General features: G+C 47.3%; 7 protein-coding genes. 3 read left to right on the forward strand and 4 right to left on the reverse strand.

Features of this window, described 5'->3' with window-relative positions:
- The 3 genes from RIG68_RS13215 to RIG68_RS13225 form a co-directional block, all read left to right on the forward strand.
- A partial coding sequence (locus RIG68_RS13215) for a T9SS type A sorting domain-containing protein (protein ID WP_350122891.1) occupies positions 1–808 on the forward strand: 808 nt, incomplete at its 5' end.
- Positions 809–990: 182 nt separating this feature from the next.
- Positions 991–5,745: a T9SS type A sorting domain-containing protein gene (locus tag RIG68_RS13220; RefSeq protein ID WP_350122894.1), complete on the forward strand. Its 4,755-nt coding sequence runs from the start codon at positions 991–993 to the stop codon at positions 5,743–5,745.
- Positions 5,705–10,204 carry a T9SS type A sorting domain-containing protein gene (locus RIG68_RS13225; RefSeq protein ID WP_350122897.1) on the forward strand — a complete coding sequence of 1,500 codons (4,500 nt, stop codon included), beginning with the start codon at positions 5,705–5,707 and terminating at the stop codon, positions 10,202–10,204. Before RIG68_RS13220 ends, RIG68_RS13225 begins: the two co-directional genes overlap by 41 nt.
- A gap of 202 nt (positions 10,205–10,406) precedes the next feature.
- Here RIG68_RS13225 and RIG68_RS13230 read toward each other — a convergent pair whose 3' ends face one another.
- From RIG68_RS13230 to RIG68_RS13245, 4 genes are all read right to left on the reverse strand, one after another.
- The gene (locus RIG68_RS13230; protein WP_350122900.1) at positions 10,407–12,122 is read right to left on the reverse strand and encodes a CRTAC1 family protein; all 1,716 of its coding nucleotides are present in this window, start codon (positions 12,120–12,122) and stop codon (positions 10,407–10,409) included.
- The gene (locus RIG68_RS13235; protein ID WP_350122902.1) at positions 12,107–13,456 is read right to left on the reverse strand and encodes a vanadium-dependent haloperoxidase; all 1,350 of its coding nucleotides are present in this window, start codon (positions 13,454–13,456) and stop codon (positions 12,107–12,109) included. The genes RIG68_RS13230 and RIG68_RS13235 overlap by 16 nt, the downstream gene beginning before the upstream one ends.
- 16 nt (positions 13,457–13,472) lie before the next feature.
- Positions 13,473–16,829 (reverse strand): VCBS repeat-containing protein, encoded by a 3,357-nt coding sequence (locus RIG68_RS13240; protein WP_350122904.1) that lies wholly within the window; start codon positions 16,827–16,829, stop codon positions 13,473–13,475.
- An 88-nt stretch (positions 16,830–16,917) separates the two neighbouring features.
- On the reverse strand, positions 16,918–18,780 hold the full coding sequence (locus tag RIG68_RS13245) for a RagB/SusD family nutrient uptake outer membrane protein (protein ID WP_502880642.1): 1,863 nt from the start codon (positions 18,778–18,780) through the stop codon (positions 16,918–16,920).
- Positions 18,781–18,788: the final 8 nt, after the last annotated feature.

The raw sequence follows: 18,788 nt of genomic DNA on the forward strand, positions 1-18,788 counted from the left end.
CGATGCTGCCACCTCAGTGACCAGGCTGCTTACCATATCTAAAGGTGTTCAAACCATAACCTTTGAAGCGCCAGAGGGCAAAACGTTTGGAGCCGAAGCGTTTGACCTGGCAGCCACGGCAAGCTCAGGTTTGCCGGTGACGCTAACCAGCTCCAAGCCTGGCGTTGCCATGATCGAAGGATCGACTGTGACCATACTGGGTGCCGGAACAGTAACACTGAAAGCAAGCCAGCCCGGAAATGATAATTATAGCTCGGCGGCTAGTGTCGAGCACGTGTTAACGATCAACAAAGCCGCTCAAACAATCTCTTTTGATGTGCCTGATGTAGAGTCTGGCGATGGTGCTGTCGAACTTGTGGCCGAAGCTACCTCTGGCCTGGCAGTAACCTTTGTGTCGAGCAATCCTGATATTGCCAAAGTAACTGGAACTACCCTTGAGGTGCTGGCAGCCGGCGAAGTAGAAATTACTGCCAGGCAAACTGGGAACGCCAATTACCTGGCCGCAGAGAATGTAAGCTATACGCTGGTAGTAGCCCCGGCCGTAACTGGTGTTGGTGACGACTTAGCTGATAAAGTGCAGGTGTACCCCAATCCGGCACAGAGCTATATTGAAATTGAACTACCCAATAATATCACCAAAGCCAGCTACAGGCTTACGCAAATAAGCGGGCAAGTGGTGAAATATGGTGACCTAAATCTGGATCAATCCAAAACGAACATCCTCGTGGAAGACATAGGCCCTGGCGTGTACCTGCTCAACATCAGCGGTGAAAGTTACGCTGAAGTTTTCCGGGTAATTAAAAACTAAAACCACACAACACATTATTGAGTAAAAAAGGGCCGGTTTCAAGGCCCTTTTTTATTGCAGGGATATACAGAGGGCCTATAAACTGACCAGCGACCTCTTTATTTCTATTATTTATCAACTTAAAACATTTCCTTTGTCACAATTAAGCCCATATTTATAATGCGCACCTAATTGTTGACACAATGCACCCAAATAATTTAGTCGGCGACCTTTTCATGTCGCTTAAATTAATATTTATACTCTGTTTGTTTCTGGCCGGAAGCCATAAAGCTTTTGCTCAACCTCAGCCTGTACAGCTATTGCTGGAAAATCACCCAACTGCTTCAAGCGACCCACGAGACATGGTGGAAATCGATGGGATGCATTATTTCGTGGCTAACGACGATGAAATTTGGCAGACAGATGGGACACCTGAGGGGACATCTAGACTTGAATTTACTTTGCCTTCAGGCGGATGGCAGCAAGTAGGCGGTGGAATCAGAAGAATCAGGGCTATGTCGTCAGTAGATGGAAAGCTCCTTCTTTTTGGCTTCGACTTTATCGTGTTTGAATCAGACATCATCCTAGGTGATGAGCCAGCGATATTAGACTTGACTTCACTGACCATGAGTCCTTTAGCAAATATTAACCAGGGCCAATGGGCTTCTTCACAATCAATACAGCCTATCTCCATTGGTGAAAAGGTCTTCTTTCTTGCCAACGATGGAATTCATGGTCAAGAAATTTGGGTAACTGACGGCACGGGTGAAGGTACAAACCTCCTTGTGGACATAAACCCCGGAGCTGTAGGAGTTTCCAACAACATCAAATTTTTGCCTGTCGGAGACAACCTCTTCTTTTTCATCGACAACAAACAGTTTTGGAAAACTGATGGTACCCCTGATGGAACCACTCTAATAAAAGACTTTACCCCGTTCAACGCAATTGTAGGGTATTCCGATCGTGAGATTCATGTTGTTAGTAATGAGGTTTTTTTTATCGTTGGAAGTAGTGGTTACAGTATCTGGAAGACAGACGGCACACCAGATGGTACTGGGGTAGTAATTGAAAACCTGCAAAGCAGCAACCTAAGGACGCTGAACAATGAGCTATTATTCGTGCAAAGATGTAACACCACACAATCTTGCCTTTACAAGGTTAATACCATGACAGCCGAACTTGAATTGGTTGCAACAATTCCAATTCAGTACCTTCATAATATTTCAACCGAGGTTGACGGGAGCATATTCTTCGAGGGTGGGAATGAACTTTGGAAAACAGATGGTACCGAACCAGGTACAATAAAAATTGCTGACCTGGAAGCCAGTAACTCCTCTGGATACAACTGGAATTACGCTTTTGTCAACAACCGTTTTCTTTTTACATTTATTGGTAACGCATCTGGACACGAGATCTGGGTATCGGATGGAACAACTGAGGGCACGTCCATTTTGAGGGACTTTAACCCTGGTCTGGAAGCCAGCCGACCCGAGTTTTTATCTTCCTCAGAATCCTTCTCTTTCATTTCCCTAAACGATGGACAAAAAGGCAGAGAGCTTTGGGCCACCCAGGGCAGTCCCGAAACGACAATTTCTGTAGGGGATTTACGAACTGTCCCTGAAAGCTTGACGATTAAGGATGCTGAAACGGTCGGCAACGATCTCGTTCTGTATTTGGGAAGGGACTTCGATAATAACCAAGCCCCCAATCTAGTGAATGTAACGGATGAAAACACCTTAAAAGCCATTGGAAGAAATGGCTCATATACCTACCTCACTAACTATACTGCAAGCCTTGAGGTTCTAGGAGAATCCATAATTTTCAAAGCACATGAGGTCACAAACAACGCTATTCATACAAATCTTTTTCTTTTTAAAGACGGCACCCTTGAAAGCGTGGCCGAGCTTTCCATCTCCCCAACTAATATTAGCATAGCGAATGGTGTCGCTTTTTTCTCGAACGATGAGGCCGCATATGGAGGGGAGTTGTGGATGAGTGATGGGACGACTGAGTCGGTAAAAATGATCAAGGATATTGCCAGTGGAACTTCATCAGGCACTTATGAAGGCAGTGGTTTAAGCGTTGAATACGTCCCTGGTACAGGCTACTTTTTTACAGCAAATGATCGTATACATGGGCCGGAACTTTGGAAAAGTGATCTTACAGACGAGGGAACCAGTATGCTGAAAGACATCAGGGTCGGCCCATGGGGTTCTCTTCCTTCAAACTTCTATGTATTCAAAGATATGCTGTTTTTTTTAACAGAAAAGGAGACAGCAGTACACGAGATTTGGGTTACTGATGGAACTGAAATCGGCACACAACGTCTTTTCGATCATTCCAATACAATTGGGGCTATTGAGTACCATACCTTGGGAGACTGGTTGTACTATGTTATCCGAAACAACAGTTTCTTCTACGAGCTCTGGAAAACAGATGGCACCTCAGAGGGCACGGAGCTAGTTGAAACTTTGGGACAGTTTTATATAGCCAATGAAGATCCATTTATACCGCTAAATGAAACTCTCATTTATATAAAGAAAAGTGAGGGCTATGGCTACGACTATTTTAGCTTATCAGCTGAAAACAACGAACAAATATATCATTCAGAAACAGGCTATCTCGGAGGCTATACGGTAGTCGACGACTACCTATTGTTTTGGGAGGGGGACAACTTGCTTAATAGCACTATGCTTGGGACAGATGGCAGCGCAGAAGGTACTACACTTCTTTATGACCTAACTGAAAGTTCCGGTGTCAAGAGAATAGATAATCCATTCAACTTTAAGTCAGACCTTGTTTTTCAAGGGGAAAAAGACGGCATAACTTCAATTTACAGACTACCCATATTGCATTCTTCTGCCGAAGTAGAATACAAGGGAACGCAGCAGAGCTCAGGTTTCGAAATAAGCTTTGATGATGCTGTTTACAATCAAGCCAGCGAAATAGAAGTGATAACCATCTCCAACATGGGCTACATCCCCCTAAAATTCACTGGCTCGTTCAAGTTTGACCTGGCAGGCGCTAATCCGGAAGATTTTGAGCTCGACCTTTCTTCGATTTCAGATAAAGTAAATCCAAATAGCTCTGGCGAAATTGGCATTACTTTTACGCCAAAAGGTGTAGGTTCTCGCTCTGCTGCTTTACTCATCTTGACCAATGATGAGAACGCTCCTTTAATTGAAATTGTGTTGACTGGTACTGGCACAAAAGCTGATCCCATAGTTTCCTTTGCCGACCTGCCAGTTAAATCTGTCGTCGCCGAGCCCTTCGACCTCGTGGCATCGGTTGATACGGATCAGGACATTTCCTTCTCTTCATCAAACCCGGAAATTGCCAGCACCGATGGGACGCTGGTGACAATTCACAAGGTGGGTGCGGCGACAATAACTGCCTCCGTCGAAGCAACAGACGTATACAACGCTGCATCTTTGGAACAAACGCTGACAATTGAGGGGCTGCCTCAAACAATTATTTTCGAACCTCTTCCTGAAAAAACCTATGGCGACGCACCCTTCGACCTCATGGCTTCAGTAGACACAGACCAGGAGATCTCCTTCTCATCCTCCAACCCCGAAGTGGCCAGCATCGAAGGAAAGACGGTAACAATACACAAAGCAGGCACCGTCACAATAACTGCTTCGGTGGTGGCAACCGAACTGTACAACGCAGCGTCAAAGCAACAGTCATTAACAATCAACGGAGTTGAACAAACCATCACCTTCGGTCCCCTCCCCGAAAAAACCTATGGTGATGCTCCCTTTGAGCTATCCGCCACGGCCAGCTCCGGCCTCAACGTAACCTTTTCCTCAAGTGATGCATCAATAGCCTCCGTTGAGGGGGTCACTGTCTCCATCTTAAAAGCGGGTTCTGTCACCATCACTGCATCACAGGCTGGCAACGATAACTATTCCAGTGCCACTGACACACAAGCGTTGACCATTAACAAAGCAGCCCAAACCATTACATTTGAAGCGCTCCCGGCAAAGACATTAGGTGATGCCCCTTTCGAGCTTGCGGCTTCAAGTACTTCAGGGCTTGTGGTGGTCTACGCCTCAAGTGACGCAACCGTGGCCAAAGTGGAAGGAACAAATGTCAGCCTCCTCAAGCCAGGTTCAGCCACTATCACCGCCTCCCAAACCGGGAATGAAAACTACCTGGCCGCCGCTTCTGTGGAGCAGTCACTTGCTGTCAACAAGGCTGGTCAAACCATTACTTTTGAACCATTGGCCGCTAAAACATATGGAGACCCTGCTTTCGAACTTTCAGCTTCTTCCTCTATTGGTTTGCCAGTTGCTTTCTCCTCGTCAGACCCAGCTGTGGTTAGCGTTGAAGGTAATTCGGCGTCGATAGTAAAAGCCGGGGCAGTAACCATCACAGCCTCTCAAGCCGGGAATGATAACTATAACGCCGCTTCTGCTGAGCAAACATTAACTATTGCCAAAGCGTCACAAACCATCACTTTTGATGAGCTGCCAACCCTGCAATCCGACGACGAACCAATAGAGCTGGCAGCCGAGGCATCTTCTGGCTTGCCTGTCGCCTTCCAATCTGAAGATGAGACAATTGCCACTATAGAAGGGGCAACTTTGACCATAACCGGAAGTGGAACAACCTCTATAACAGCCACCCAGGGAGGCGATGAAAACTACCTGACGGCGGCGGAGGTGGCGAGGACGCTGGTGGTGGAAGAGGTGACGGGGTTGAAGGATGGCCTGGCTGGGCTACTTGAGGTGTTCCCAAACCCGGTGCAAGAGTTGCTTTTTATCAAACACAACGCTGATTTGAACGGTGAATTTGCTCTCACCTCGATTAGTGGAGAAGTGATTTCCAACGGCTACTTAGACAAGGCTGGGTCGACAGCTATTCGCACCAGCAATTTAAAAGACGGCATCTACCTACTAACTATTTCAAACGATGGCACTAAAATTACCTTTAGGGTTATTAAAGAGAATTAACCGAGGAGGCCTAATAGCCTTCGTCTTTAGTTCGCTCTTCTTTTTGGGCGTTATAGCCGTTGCTCAGCCACAGCCAGTGCAGTTATTATTGGAAAACCATCCCACTGCTAATGGGGGTGGCTCAAACTTTGTCGAACTCGATGGCCTTGGCTACTATTTGGCCTATAAGAACGGTAGCAACACTCTTTTTAAAACAGATGGAACTACAGGAGGCACAGAGGAAGTAATATTTGACAACCCTACTGGATCTGCAGGGAATGTCAATGGGCTATTGCCCTTCGGAAGCAAATTGCTTGTTTTTAACTATTACTTCAGCCCGACCGATGATCATTCCATCTACACTGAGCCTGCTATTTTTGATCCAATGGATCAAAGTCTGACGATCCTAAAAGACATAAATTTGGTCAATAACCAGGGGTCTAATTCCTATCCAATTTGTGAGTTCAATGAGCAGGCTCTCTTTTTAGCGAACGACGGCGTGAATGGAAATGAACTATGGATAACGGACGGGACGGAAGGAGGTACTAGTCTTTTAAAAGATACAAACGAAGGGGCATCGGGAATAACCAATTTTTTCCATATGCAAGTAGGTTCTGACTTATTTATAATAATCGACACCAAAGAAGTCTGGAAAACCGACGGAACCGCAGCCGGAACAATTTTAGTAAAAGATTTTACAGGCATTGGATCTATTCAATTCGATGCAGGTGAAGCCATCAGCCTGAACGGAAAACTCTATTTCCGAGTGTTCAACGCTACAAGCGGGAAGGCCACTCTATGGGAAACAAACGGGACAGAACCAGGCACTGTTCAGTCAACAGAAGAGGAATTCAGCAGTTTCCACATTCGATCCATAGATAGTGATCTGTTCATTATTGGAAATTGGTACACATCCGGCTTCAACTACTCTGGAATACTGAAAGAGAATCCTCTCTCGGATGCTGCTGAAATGATTTGGTCTATCGACAATGACTATGTGGCCCAGGTAATGCCAACTATTTCCGGTATCATTTATTTTTCTCTAGACGACGATCTTTGGAAAACAGACGGCACACTCTCTGGAACGGAGCTTGTAAAAACCGTAGATGGAAACATCAGGGGCACCATTGGTGGCTATGAAATGCCAAATGGAGAGATTATTTTCTTCGCAAGCGATGTAGAACACGGTTATGAGATTTGGAAAACAGATGGAACCGAAGGTGGCACGGCAGTCTTGAAGGATATCTACCCAGGGATTGTCTCAAGCTATCCTTTGTTCCCAATCACTTATAATGACGAAATATTCTTCACTGCTTCAGATGGGAAGCACGGAACTGAACTATGGAAAACCAACGGTACCGAATCTGGAACAACATTGCTTTTTGATGCAAACACACGTCTGGAGAATATTTTAATAGAATCCACTGCTGTGACAAGTGAAGGAGTTTTCTTTACATCGGGAATCAACTCTCAGGGTAAACCAAACCTCTATAAGGTAAATTCCGAAGACTTTCTAGAACAACTAAGCCTTGAAAATGGCGCACCTGTTCTAGCTGAGTTTTCAAATTTCGTTAGCTACAATGATTCTCCATTCATTTTTTTAAAAGGCTTTGGGCTCGAAGGCAACACATATCTTGGATTAGCAACCTACACTGAAAGCGGCTTAAATATCGTAAAACATATCAATTTGGGAATTAGCCTAAGGAACGTTGGCGATAAACTGCTTTTTCCAGCTACTTCATTGATTGGGAATGGTCGTGAATTATGGGTATCGGACGGAACTACTGAGGGAACTTATGAAGTAACTGATATTGCCCCTGGCCGAGACGATGCCCTCGACACAGACGATGACGACTTCCACATTGAAAAATTCAACGAAAAGTACTTCTTCTCAGCAAATGATCAATCAAATGGCTATGAGCTCTGGGTCAGTGACCTCACTGTTGAAGGCACCACTCTGATAAAAGATATTAATCCCGGTGCTAACAGCTCGAAACCGAGGGACTTTAAAATATTCGACTCAAAACTACTATTCCTGGGTGAAAACGCATCAAACAAATCTTCCATATGGTTTTCTGACGGCTCGTCAGGGGGAACCTACGAGCTTGTTGAGTTTGAAAAAAACGCCCTCCATATCAAGCACTACCAAATTGCACAAACACTATTCCTTTCTGTCGCCTTCGAAGATCACACCTACGGGCTTTTCAAAACCGATGGAACGGCAGAAAATACCGAGCTTGTTTTTGAAACTGATGTTCTCTACCCAGTTCATTATCCGTTTATCGGATTTGGCGAAAGGGCTCTTCACGTGAGAGTAGAAGGGAATGAAATTAACTATTATTCTTTTCGAGAGGATGGCACGTATGATGTTATCCACAACGGGCCAAGCTATCATAATATAAACTCGTCACTTATCATCGATGACCTGGTGTACTTGTCTATAGATAACTATCTATACAGAACTGACGGTTCAACAAATTCATTCGACCCAATCTATGATTACAATGTAGACGGAGGAGGGCTTTATTATGTAACAAATCTAACCCAGCGGGGGAAAAACCTATACCTGGAGGCTCAAAAAAACAATGTTCGGACCCCCTGGCGCCTCCCTATATTGTTTCCTTCCCTTGGACTTGAGTTTGCTGGGGCACCGCAATCATCAAGCTTTCCCGTTGGCTTCGAGCAAACCGGTTTTAATAGTCAGTCAGAGAAGCAGACGATAAAAGTTTCTAACGCCGGCTATACCGCACTTAAATTCACTGGCTCGGTTACGTTTGACCTTGCCGGACCTAATCATGAAGATTTTGAACTGGATTTATCAGGCATTTCCAATAAAATCAATCCAAACAAGTCTGGGGAGATAGGAATAACATTCACCCCGAAAGGCATCGGCACACGTTCAGCAACATTGCTCATTTTGACCAATGACGAGGAGAATCCATTGATTGAAATTGCTTTGACTGGCTCTGGCACAAAAGCTGATCCTACAATTTCCTTCGCCGAGTTGCCAACAAAATCTATCTTAGATGAACCCTTCGATCTCGTGGCCTCCGTAGATACAGATCAGGAAATTTCCTTCTCTTCATCAAACCCGGAAATTGCCAGTGTGGACGGGGCAACTGTGACTATTCATAAGATCGGTGAAGTCAATATAACTGCCTCAGTTGAAGCAACAGATTTTTACTATGGGGCTTCTAAGGAGCAAACACTTACCATCGAAGGACTTTCCCAAACCATCACCTTCGAACCACTTCCTGAAAAAACATTCGGCGATACTCCCTTTGAATTATCCGCCACGGCCAGCTCCGGCCTCGACGTAACCTTTTCCTCAAGCGATGCAGCTGTAGCCTCCGTTGAGGGGGTCACGGTCACCATCTTAAAAGCGGGTTCTGCCACCATCACCGCCTCTCAAGCCGGCAACGACAATTATTCCAGTGCCACTGCCACACAAACGCTGACCATCGACAAAGCAGCCCAAACCATCACGTTTGGCGCCATACAAGCAAAGACATTTGGTGACGAACCTTTTGTGCTTGCGGCTTCAAGTACTTCAGGACTTGTGGTGGCCTACGCCTCAAGTGACGCAACCGTGGCTAAAGTGGATGGAACAAATGTCAGCCTCCTCAAGCCAGGTTCAGCCACTATCACCGCTTCCCAGGCTGGAAGCGACAACTACCTGGCTGCCACTTCTGTGGAGCAGTCGCTTGTTGTCAACAAAGCTGGTCAAACCATTTCCTTTGAACCACTGGCCGCTAAAACATATGGAGACCCTCCTTTCGAACTTTCAGCTATTTCCTCTATTGGTTTGCCCATTGCTTTCTCGTCGTCCGACCCTGCTGTGGTTAGTGTTGAAGGTAATTCGGCGTCGATAGTAAAAGCGGGGGCAGTGACCATCACAGCGTCTCAAGCTGGCAACGATAATTACAACACCGCTTCTGCCGAGCAAACAATAACTGTTGCCAAAGCGTCACAAACCATCACTTTCGATGAGCTGCCAACCCTGCAATCCGACGACGAACCAATAGAGCTGGTAGCTGAGGCTTCTTCTGGCTTGCCTGTCGCCTTCCAATCTGAGGATGAGACAATTGCCACTATGGAAGGGGCAACTTTGACCATAACTGGAAGTGGTACTACCTCCATAACAGCCACCCAGGGAGGCGATGAGAACTACCTGGCGGCAGCGGAGATAACAAGAGCCCTGGTGGTGGAAGAGGTGACGGGGTTGGGGAATGAGCTAACTGCGCAAATCAAGGTGTATCCCAACCCTACGGAGAGCTTTATTGCGATAGAACTGTCAGGAAGCATCACCGAGGTGTCTTATACCCTGACACTTACTACCGGTCAAAAGGTCAAGGAAGGACGTTTGACGAGCCAGCAAGGAAAAGTTGAAATCCCGTTTGATGGAATGTCGGCTGGAACCTACCTGCTTACCCTTACAAATGGAGAGCTATCCAGCACATGGAGAATCATTAAGAACTAGGCAATATGCAGGCCAGCTTATGGCCAAAAAAAGAGTGATTTATTGCTCTCAAGGCGCCGTTCCAAAATCATAGCTATCATCGACTTCATTTATAGCTATAATCCTTCCCAAACATAGCTATGTTTAGACCCAAAGATGGCTATGTTTGGGATGAATGTTAACTATGTTTAGGGTAAAACATAGCTATCTTTTTGGGCGAGCGCTATTTTGAAGTAAATCTCCTTACCGCCCAGGCGGCAACCAGGGCAGTTACAAAACCAAAGCCGACGGTCATCGGCCAGCCAAGGCCTTTGCTCTCCGGCTCTGTGACCACAAGTAACTGGTTGGTCGGCTGATTCAACAAAACTTGTCGTTCGCCACCCAGCCAAGTCACAATCACAGAGTCGGCTATTGAGTGGGTGCCCAAACCAAAGTGGGCGTGCAATGCATTCTGCGACAAATGGCTGGAACCTCCATCTATTTCCCTCATCATCTTTACTCCTCCTGCTACTACCTCCACCCTCGATCCGAGGCCATTTAATTCGGAGTCTGTTCCTTTAAGCGCAATCTTGAGCCAGTTGCCGCCCTTGCTATCGTTTCGAAAAAGTCTAGTGCGAGACTCCACCGGGAAGTCCAACACTGGTTTTTGGCTTACATACAAAATATCGAGGTCTCCGTCGTTGTCCATGTCGAACACCACCGACCCCCTGCCCACGCCGTAGTCGTTGAGGCCGAGCAAATGGGCCTTGTCGGTGAACGCCCCTTTGTCGTTTTCAAAAAAGAAGTTCGCCATGGGCACGTCGTTTGGATTGAGATCGCCATTGGTCACAAACAAATCCACGTCCATGTCATGATCAAAATCAGCAAAGTTGGCCCCCCAGCTGATGCTCACGAAGCCCATCCCAAGCTCCCGGGCCTTGTCAACAAATGGCTTACCAGGCCCCTGATTCACCATAAACCTGTTGAACCGAATATTGGTGACATAGTAGTCGAGCAGGCCATTGTTGTCATAGTCCCCAACGGCAATTCCCATCGAATTGATTTTCAAGTCCATGCCTGTTTCCTCGGCCACATCCACAAACTCGTCGTCGGGGTATTGGTTGTTCAGCAGCACGTCCGGCGTGGCTTTGTAGCCAAAGTCGTGGTTAACGACAATATCCGGGTCGTGATCGTTGTCATAGTCGGTAAAAACTCCACCAAAGCCAAAGCCTCTGAATTTCAATCCATAGTCCTCATACTCATTAGCAAAGTATTTGCCCTCGTGGTTGACAAGCAGGTACCCCTCTGCTGTAGAGCTGGCATTCACAATCGTAGCGTCGTTGATAGCACTCAATTTTCCCTCATAGGCCAGGAAGTAGTTGCCGATGTAAATATCAGGAAAGCCATCCAGATTGAAGTCTCCAAAGCTGGCGCCAGTGCTAAATGACTGCAGGTCCTTTAGCCCGTATTCCTCAGTAGCATCCCGAAAGGTCGAGTTGCCGTTGTTAAGAAACAAAAGGTTCTCCGCCCGGGGAATTTGTTGCGAACTGTCTTTTAAAGTAATGGTCGTTACCAAAAGATCTACCCACCCGTCTCTGTTCACGTCGGCGCTTGCGGCTCCCTGGGTCACGTAAGCACCCGTAACAACCAGACCGGATGAGGCGTAAACGTCCCTGAAAGTGCCGTCTCCGTTGTTCAGGTAAAGGCGATCAGTTTCCATTCCGCTGGTGATAAAAAAATCATCCCAGCCGTCGTTGTTGAAATCAAACACACAAATACCTCCTCCAAACATCCCTTCATATACCACAAACTGATGATGGCCGATGCCAGCCTCGTCTGTTACGTCCTTGAAGCTCAGCTGAGCCTGTGCTGCAAAAGACGCCAGAGCAAGGCAAACCAACCAGATAACCTTCAAGTTATTTACTATTGTGTTCACAGGCGACTCTATTCGTTTTTCCAAATCAGTGCATTCACATTCTCAGCGATTCTGGCCCCCTCAGTTAGCCCAACTTCATTGTCATAATGAGAATGGATGCCACCATAAAACCTTGAGTTGGCAGTCTCCTCGGCAACCTCCCAAAACGAGTCAAAGCGACGTGGCTTAAAGTCCACGTTTCTAACTTCATCCCGCTTGCGACCGACATGAGAACTGTCGGTAAATGAAAACCTCTCACCAAACTGATAAATGAGAATAGTGGCAGCGGTTCCGGCATTGGTAGCATGCCCCGATGGAAACGCAGGAAACGGAGGATCCGGCCAAAATGACACCCAGCCGGGCTCCACGTGGTGGTTAAGAAAACTTGACGGCCGTTCCGACACATGCTCGTACTTCCACTTCCAGCATTCAATGAATGCGTCGGCTACAGCAATACCCATTTTGGCGTAGGTTTCAGCGCATTTGATCAGTTCGGGGTTTTTAGCCTTGATCACCGCAGTAGCTATATAATAAGAGTGCCCAGGTGGCGTGAATGTATCGGCCGGATCGTCGCCCCACCATAGTGCCGCTTCCTTTTCCTCCTGTGTCAGCGCTTTGTCCTTTTCGTATACCTCTATGAATTGTGTGTAGTAGGGAGAGCCCGGTGTTGTATCGTGCGGAATCAATTCTGGGGTCGGAATAAGGCTGTTTTTTGCTACAAAGGTGCGATTATCACCCCAGTGTGGATGCAGTGGATAGTGGCTTATCGACTGTGCATACAATGGCGGCTCCCAGCGCCCTTCACCTGTGGGCAGCTTAAGATTTTTATCGAAGTTTTTCAGGTAGCCCCGGTGCCCGCCGTCGGTTGTTGACCACTCAAAGATAGCGTCGGCCACACTTTTTCCGTACATGACCGAGCGGTCTGCTACTTCGCTGTCGACTTGGTCAGAAATCTGCTCAAAAAATAACGCCTCAAGAGAATCAACTTTTGATTTGTTTTCGTCGGAGGTCTGGTTATAAATGCGTTTGATGATAGATGCCTGTCCGGCATTGAGAGCAATGAGCCAATTATATTCCAGCCCTGTCTCGGGAATCGGCAATGCTTCCAAACCATTCAACTGACCAGCCATGCTGTGATAAGACGGGTAGCCGTTCACAACGGACTCATACATCGTTAACCCTATATAGCCAAAGCACCGTGAGGCGTAAGTAGGTGAGTTGGAGGGAGTGTTTTTTGTAATGTAAATCGATAAATCGGCCCACCCCGTTGCCACTTCCTGCGGCGCAAAAACTTTCTTATTACCGGGGGTACAGGCAAAAGCAAATGTGATTATTGCTAAAAAGCAAAGTTTTAAAAATAGGTTATTCTTGCGCTCCATAAGTCTTCAATGGTTTTTAGTCATTAAAAGTATAAGCTTTCATTTTTCCCTGGCAAACCCCAAACAGCAGGAACTTGTCAACTTGCACTACGCTGCGCACATCGCCCTTCAGATTGAAACCAGAACCCGGCTGGCTCACATAGGCAAATTCACCATTTCCCTTGCCTTTGAACAGCGCACCGTAATTGGCGTCAAATTTCCCTACCCTCAGCTTGCTGTAGCTGTTGTTGCCACAAAGTAAAATGTCTTTCTTTCCATCAGCGTCATAGTCGAACACGGTGATAGTGTGAACGGGTGAGTATTGCGCCTCGATGGGCAAAGCTTTCTCGATAAACTTGCCACCAGATTGCCGGATAAAGGCAGAGGTCTTGGCAAAGTTGGCCTGCATATGACCGGCATTCTCAATCTCTTCCGGCGAGAAAATGTCAGCCAACGTGACACCAGCATAGCTCTTATAACTATTGAATTTTCGGCGAAATGAGCTGAGCTGATCGAGCAACTCATCTCTGGTAGCACTTGGGTAGCTTTTGCCCTGCACGAAGTAGCAAAAAATGGGATCGACAGATCCGTTATTGTCAAAGTCGTCGAAGTAAATCTCTGCTGGCGTGGTTTCGGAGATGCCAAACTGCGTGTTTATTCCGAGGTTACCCACCAGCAAATCGGCAACCTCGTCACCGTTAATGTCTGCAACAGAGAGGGTATTCCACCACCCTTGGTATGGTTTGTCAAAGTACTTCTCCGTTGCAAGCAAAAAGCCATTGGCAGTATTTTCAAATACCGTGATGGGCATCCATTCACCCACAATGATTAAATCCTGCCTGCCGTCGCTGTTAATGTCAACCCAGGTGGCATCGGTCACCATACCCAATCTTTCGATGCCCGGTGCGAGCGAGGCTGTCTGATCAGAAAACTTACCTGCCCCGTTATTGATCAGCAGATAGCTTTGCGGAGCCTCCGGATACCTTCCGGGCACCACACGCCCCCCGACAAAAATATCATTGGATCCGTCTCCGTTCACGTCAGCCGCTGCCACAGTTGCATTGCTGCCGCCTACCTGGGGCAGGGCATCTTTGTCTTTTCTGAAATTGCCCTTTCCATCGTTTAAGTACAACCGATCCAGGAGTTCTACATTATTTGATGTGAAGGTGTGATAGCCTCCACTGGCCACATAAATATCAATATGGCCGTCATTGTTTGCGTCAAACATCACTGCATCTGCATCCATGCTGGCACTGTCAAGGACGAAAGCGGCCTGCGCACTTTTGCGAAAATTACCGCCTGCGCTTTGCAGCCACAATTCGCCTGGCTGACCTACGCCGCCTCCTACATATACGTCCTCAAGGCCATCGCCATTTATGTCACCTTTGGCCATAGCAGGCCCTCCAAAAGACAGCTGATTGATCAGAAGTGTTTGCCTTTTAAAGTCATTAGCAATAAGTGGCTTGTCGTGGTGATTGATTGGAGAGGCGGTCTCCACAAAAAGTGGTTTTATGGCTTTGGCCGGCATCGAAGCTTCCGAGGCATCGCTTTCCGACAAAGCCAACACCTGATTGCCTGCAATGTTGGCAAGCACCTGCGTCTTTCCTTCGGGCCATCGCACAATCAGCGTATCGACATTGGCAGCTTCCCCGAGTCCAAAATGAAGAACGGGCGACACAGACGACAGATAGCCCCTGGCAGTTATTTGCTCCACCGACTGCTGTTTGCCCTTGATGGAAACGGTCACTTTTGCGCCTAATCCCTGGGTGTTTGGCGTTTCGCCCAGGAGCTTGATGTCGAGGTAATGGTTGTCAGGGTCTTTGTCAGCTTCATTTCGATAAATAAATGCCGGCTGGTTGATATTGTTAACGATGATGTCGAGGTCGCCATCGTTATCAAGGTCCGCATACGCAGCGCCGTTGCTGTTGGAAGGCCGGTTCAATCCCCATGCTTGCGTCTGGTTAGTGAAATTCAGCCCATCAACGTTTGAAAAAATGTAGTTGACCACATTGGAAGCTGGCATGTGGCTGATGATTTCCAGCACATCCTCCCGCTGCAGTCTGCCCTTGCTCTTCACAAAGTCGTCCATGTATTTGATGAAATCCAGATTGGTATAGTCCCTGAAATACCCGTTGGTCACATGAAGATCTTTCCAGCCGTTGTTGTCAAAATCGGCCAGGAGGGCTGCCCAACTCCAGTCGGTATTGGAAATGCCCGCAATTTGCCCCACCTCGCTAAAAGTGGGGTTCCCTGTAAGGTCGTTTCCATTGCTCAACTGTAGCATGTTGCGCATGTACTGATAGTGAAAACCCGACCTGATATTCAATTCAAACTTGGAGTAGTTGTCAGGAGCGAGCAGCAGCTTCTGGCGAAAATTGTCTTCAGGCAGCATATCGAGCGTCACGATATCATTCCAGCCGTCGTTATTAATATCGGCCACATCGTTGCCCATCGAAAACTGACTGTTGTGACCCACGCTTTCCTTCAGCTTATCGGTAAAGGTTCCGTTTCCACTGTTTATGTAAAGGAAATCGGGAACTGCATAGTCGTTGGAAATATAGATATCTGGCCAACCATCGTTGTTGATGTCGGAAATGCCAACGCCCAGCCCATATGTGAGTGCCGAGCTGCTGATGCCTGCCGTGGCAGTCACATCATCAAAATGGCCGTTGGTTTGCCTGAAAAGCCTTACTCCCCTCAGCTCATCGTCTACTTTTAAGATTTCGGCCGTCTTCACTTCATTGAGAACAGGCATGGAACTCGGGTTGTGGTTGAGCAACAATGCATCAAGGTCACCATCCCTGTCGTAGTCGAAAAAGTAAATCTGGTTGCTGTAGCCTGCACTGGCCAGTCCAAGCTCCTTCGCCTGGTCTTCGAACGTGGGCATTCCGTTAGCATCGTTGCCCACATTGATGAACAACTGGTTTTGCCGACTTTCTTCTTTCATTTGGCCCGAGTAAGAAACATGAATATCCAGCTTGCCATCGCCATTCACATCAGCCATGGCTACGCCCGTCTTCCAGGGCCCGGACCTTCCGCCAACGCCCGCCTCAGTAGTAATGTCTTTGAAGCGCATACCTCCCTCATTCAGGTAAAGCTTGCTTTCTCCCATATTAGAGGTGAAATAAAGGTCAATCAAGTCGTCACCATTGATGTCGCCCGCCGCTACGCCACCCCCGTTGTAGAAGTATTCGTACATGAGGATGTTGGTATTTAATCCTTCCTCAAGCTGGTTGGTAAAATTTACTCCTGTTTCCTGCTGGGGAAGCAATTTGAAGAGAGGGGGGCTGTCAAGCGTTATTGGCTCCCTTGCCTCCTCCTTTACTTCGTTTTTGCAGCCCTGGATTGCTACAGTAAAAATCGCCAATAGAAATAGAGTGGAGTTGTTAAGCATGTGGATCGGTCTTAAACAAAAATATAAAAACCTACACCGAAATACTCCGGCATAGGTTTTTAAAACTTAGATACAACTTACTGAAACTTTAGTATCCCGGATTCTGAACTAGTTTATCATTTCGGTTGATTTCTCCCCTGCTTATCGGGCGGAAATACATCTTATCCACCCAGGCACGGGTTTCATTTTCTGTATTGTCCTGCGGAGTATATGTGTAGTCATACACCGCCGGGTCGTAACGATACGGCACATGGGGTGTAGCCCCTGGTTTCAGGGTTGCCTCCACCTGGATGTCCTTGATACCCCTACCAAGCGTCGTTGGTGCAATCAACCACCTTCTGGCGTCATGATACCTGTGTTCCTCATAGGCAAGTTCTACCCGCCTTTCGTTCCGATACCGATCTCTCAGAGCATCACCTGTGTCGGTCACGGCTGGCATGCCTACTCTGAAACGTATTTTGTTGAGCCAGTTCCTGGCTTCAGCCTCATCACCCAACTCTATAGACGCTTCAATATAGTTTAGCACCATTTCGGTGTACCTGATAAATGGCCATGGAACTACCTGAGCACCAGACTGGTTGTCAACCACTGCCGGATCAGAATCGATAAACTTTCTTACGTAGTAGTGAGTACGGCTACCATTCCAGTTCTCGATTGGAGACTCTCTGGTATCCACTCCGTTGATAATTCCACCATCACCATCATCATAGTAACCTGTCTGAATCTGATCCACCGGGTCAATGCCGGCTACGTCGGATGGTCTCGGCTTCCAGCCCGCTCCGTCGTACAAAACAGTGGCATACAATCTCGGGTCACGGTCGTCGTAGGGAGCGCTTGCATGGGCAGCATTATTCCAGTCAAACTTAGAGCCGTCCATCATTTCATAGTCATCTACCAGCTGCTGAATTGGGGTGTTACCGGCCCAGTTGTGGTAGCCGTTCGGGCCATTATTGATGCCAAAATGGATGCCACCCAGCGGCCAGTTGTTTTCGACAGTGTACAAAGGAGTCTGCGTTCTTTGGAAAAGAAGTTCCACTGCTGCACCCGCATCTGCCACGGCACTACCGCCACCGTAAGAAAGGGCTACATAGTTCGCTTTTCCCTGATCAGCAGAAACAGGCGCAGTAAGGTCTAGTTTGTAACCGCTTCCTGCATCCATCACTGCTTTGGCCGCCGCTCTCGCCGCTGTCCATCTGGCAGTTTGATCTCCACTGGTATAACCATGAAGATCCGTAAGCCCTGATACGGAAGCAGAGGCTGTTGGAATATCATGCAAATCGCTGGCAGCATAGAGCAACACCCTGGCCTTTAAAGCCATCGAAGCAATTTTAGATGTTCTTCCGGGTGTTTCTGGCTTGCCATCAAGCAGTGTAACCGCTTGGTTGAGATCGCCTACAATGAAGTCAACACACTCACCAAAGGTATTTCTGGCAATAGTATAGTCCTCGTCTAGCCCGTAAGGCTTGTCCACGATAGGAACCCCACCGTAAAATCTCAGCAATTGATGGTAATAGTAGGCTCTCAAAAAGTACGCTTCTCCAAGGAGCCTGTCTCTCAAATCATCATCATCGAATGTAGAGTTTGGGAGGTTTTCAATCGCCACATTTGCCTTTCTGATGGCCAGGTACATACTGTTCCACTCGTAGGTAGGACTCATCCAGGCCAGGTTGGCAGGACTTTCCGCCCCCTGTGTGAATGGATCAATATTCCTTCCGGCGTGGGTAAACATCGCCTCATCAGTGTAGGCTGCAAGCATTTGCTCTTCAAATCCGCCATATCCCAGAGAAGAATAGACGTTGTAAACAAACGCCTCGGATAAAGCTCCATCACTCCATGTAAGGTCACTGGAAATTCTGTCTAGCGGTTCGGTATTCAAGAAATCGGTGTTGCAGGCCATTGGAAGCATCATGCCCACAGCAAACACCCATATTGTTATCGTTATTCTTTTCATCATCATTC

The organism is Imperialibacter sp. (assembly GCF_040222385.1).
In the GTDB taxonomy this organism is placed as follows: domain Bacteria; phylum Bacteroidota; class Bacteroidia; order Cytophagales; family Cyclobacteriaceae; genus Imperialibacter.

Bases quoted from the DNA above. Each gene is read 5' to 3' on its own strand.
- RIG68_RS13220 (WP_350122894.1), top strand. From the start codon at position 991: ATGCACCCAAATAATTTAGTCGGCGACCTTTTCATGTCGCTTAAATTA.
- RIG68_RS13225 (WP_350122897.1), top strand. From the start codon at position 5,705: ATGGCACTAAAATTACCTTTAGGGTTATTAAAGAGAATTAACCGAGGA.
- RIG68_RS13235 (WP_350122902.1), bottom strand. From the start codon at position 13,456: ATGGAGCGCAAGAATAACCTATTTTTAAAACTTTGCTTTTTAGCAATA.
- RIG68_RS13240 (WP_350122904.1), bottom strand. From the start codon at position 16,829: ATGCTTAACAACTCCACTCTATTTCTATTGGCGATTTTTACTGTAGCA.
- RIG68_RS13245 (WP_502880642.1), bottom strand. From the start codon at position 18,780: ATGAAAAGAATAACGATAACAATATGGGTGTTTGCTGTGGGCATGATG.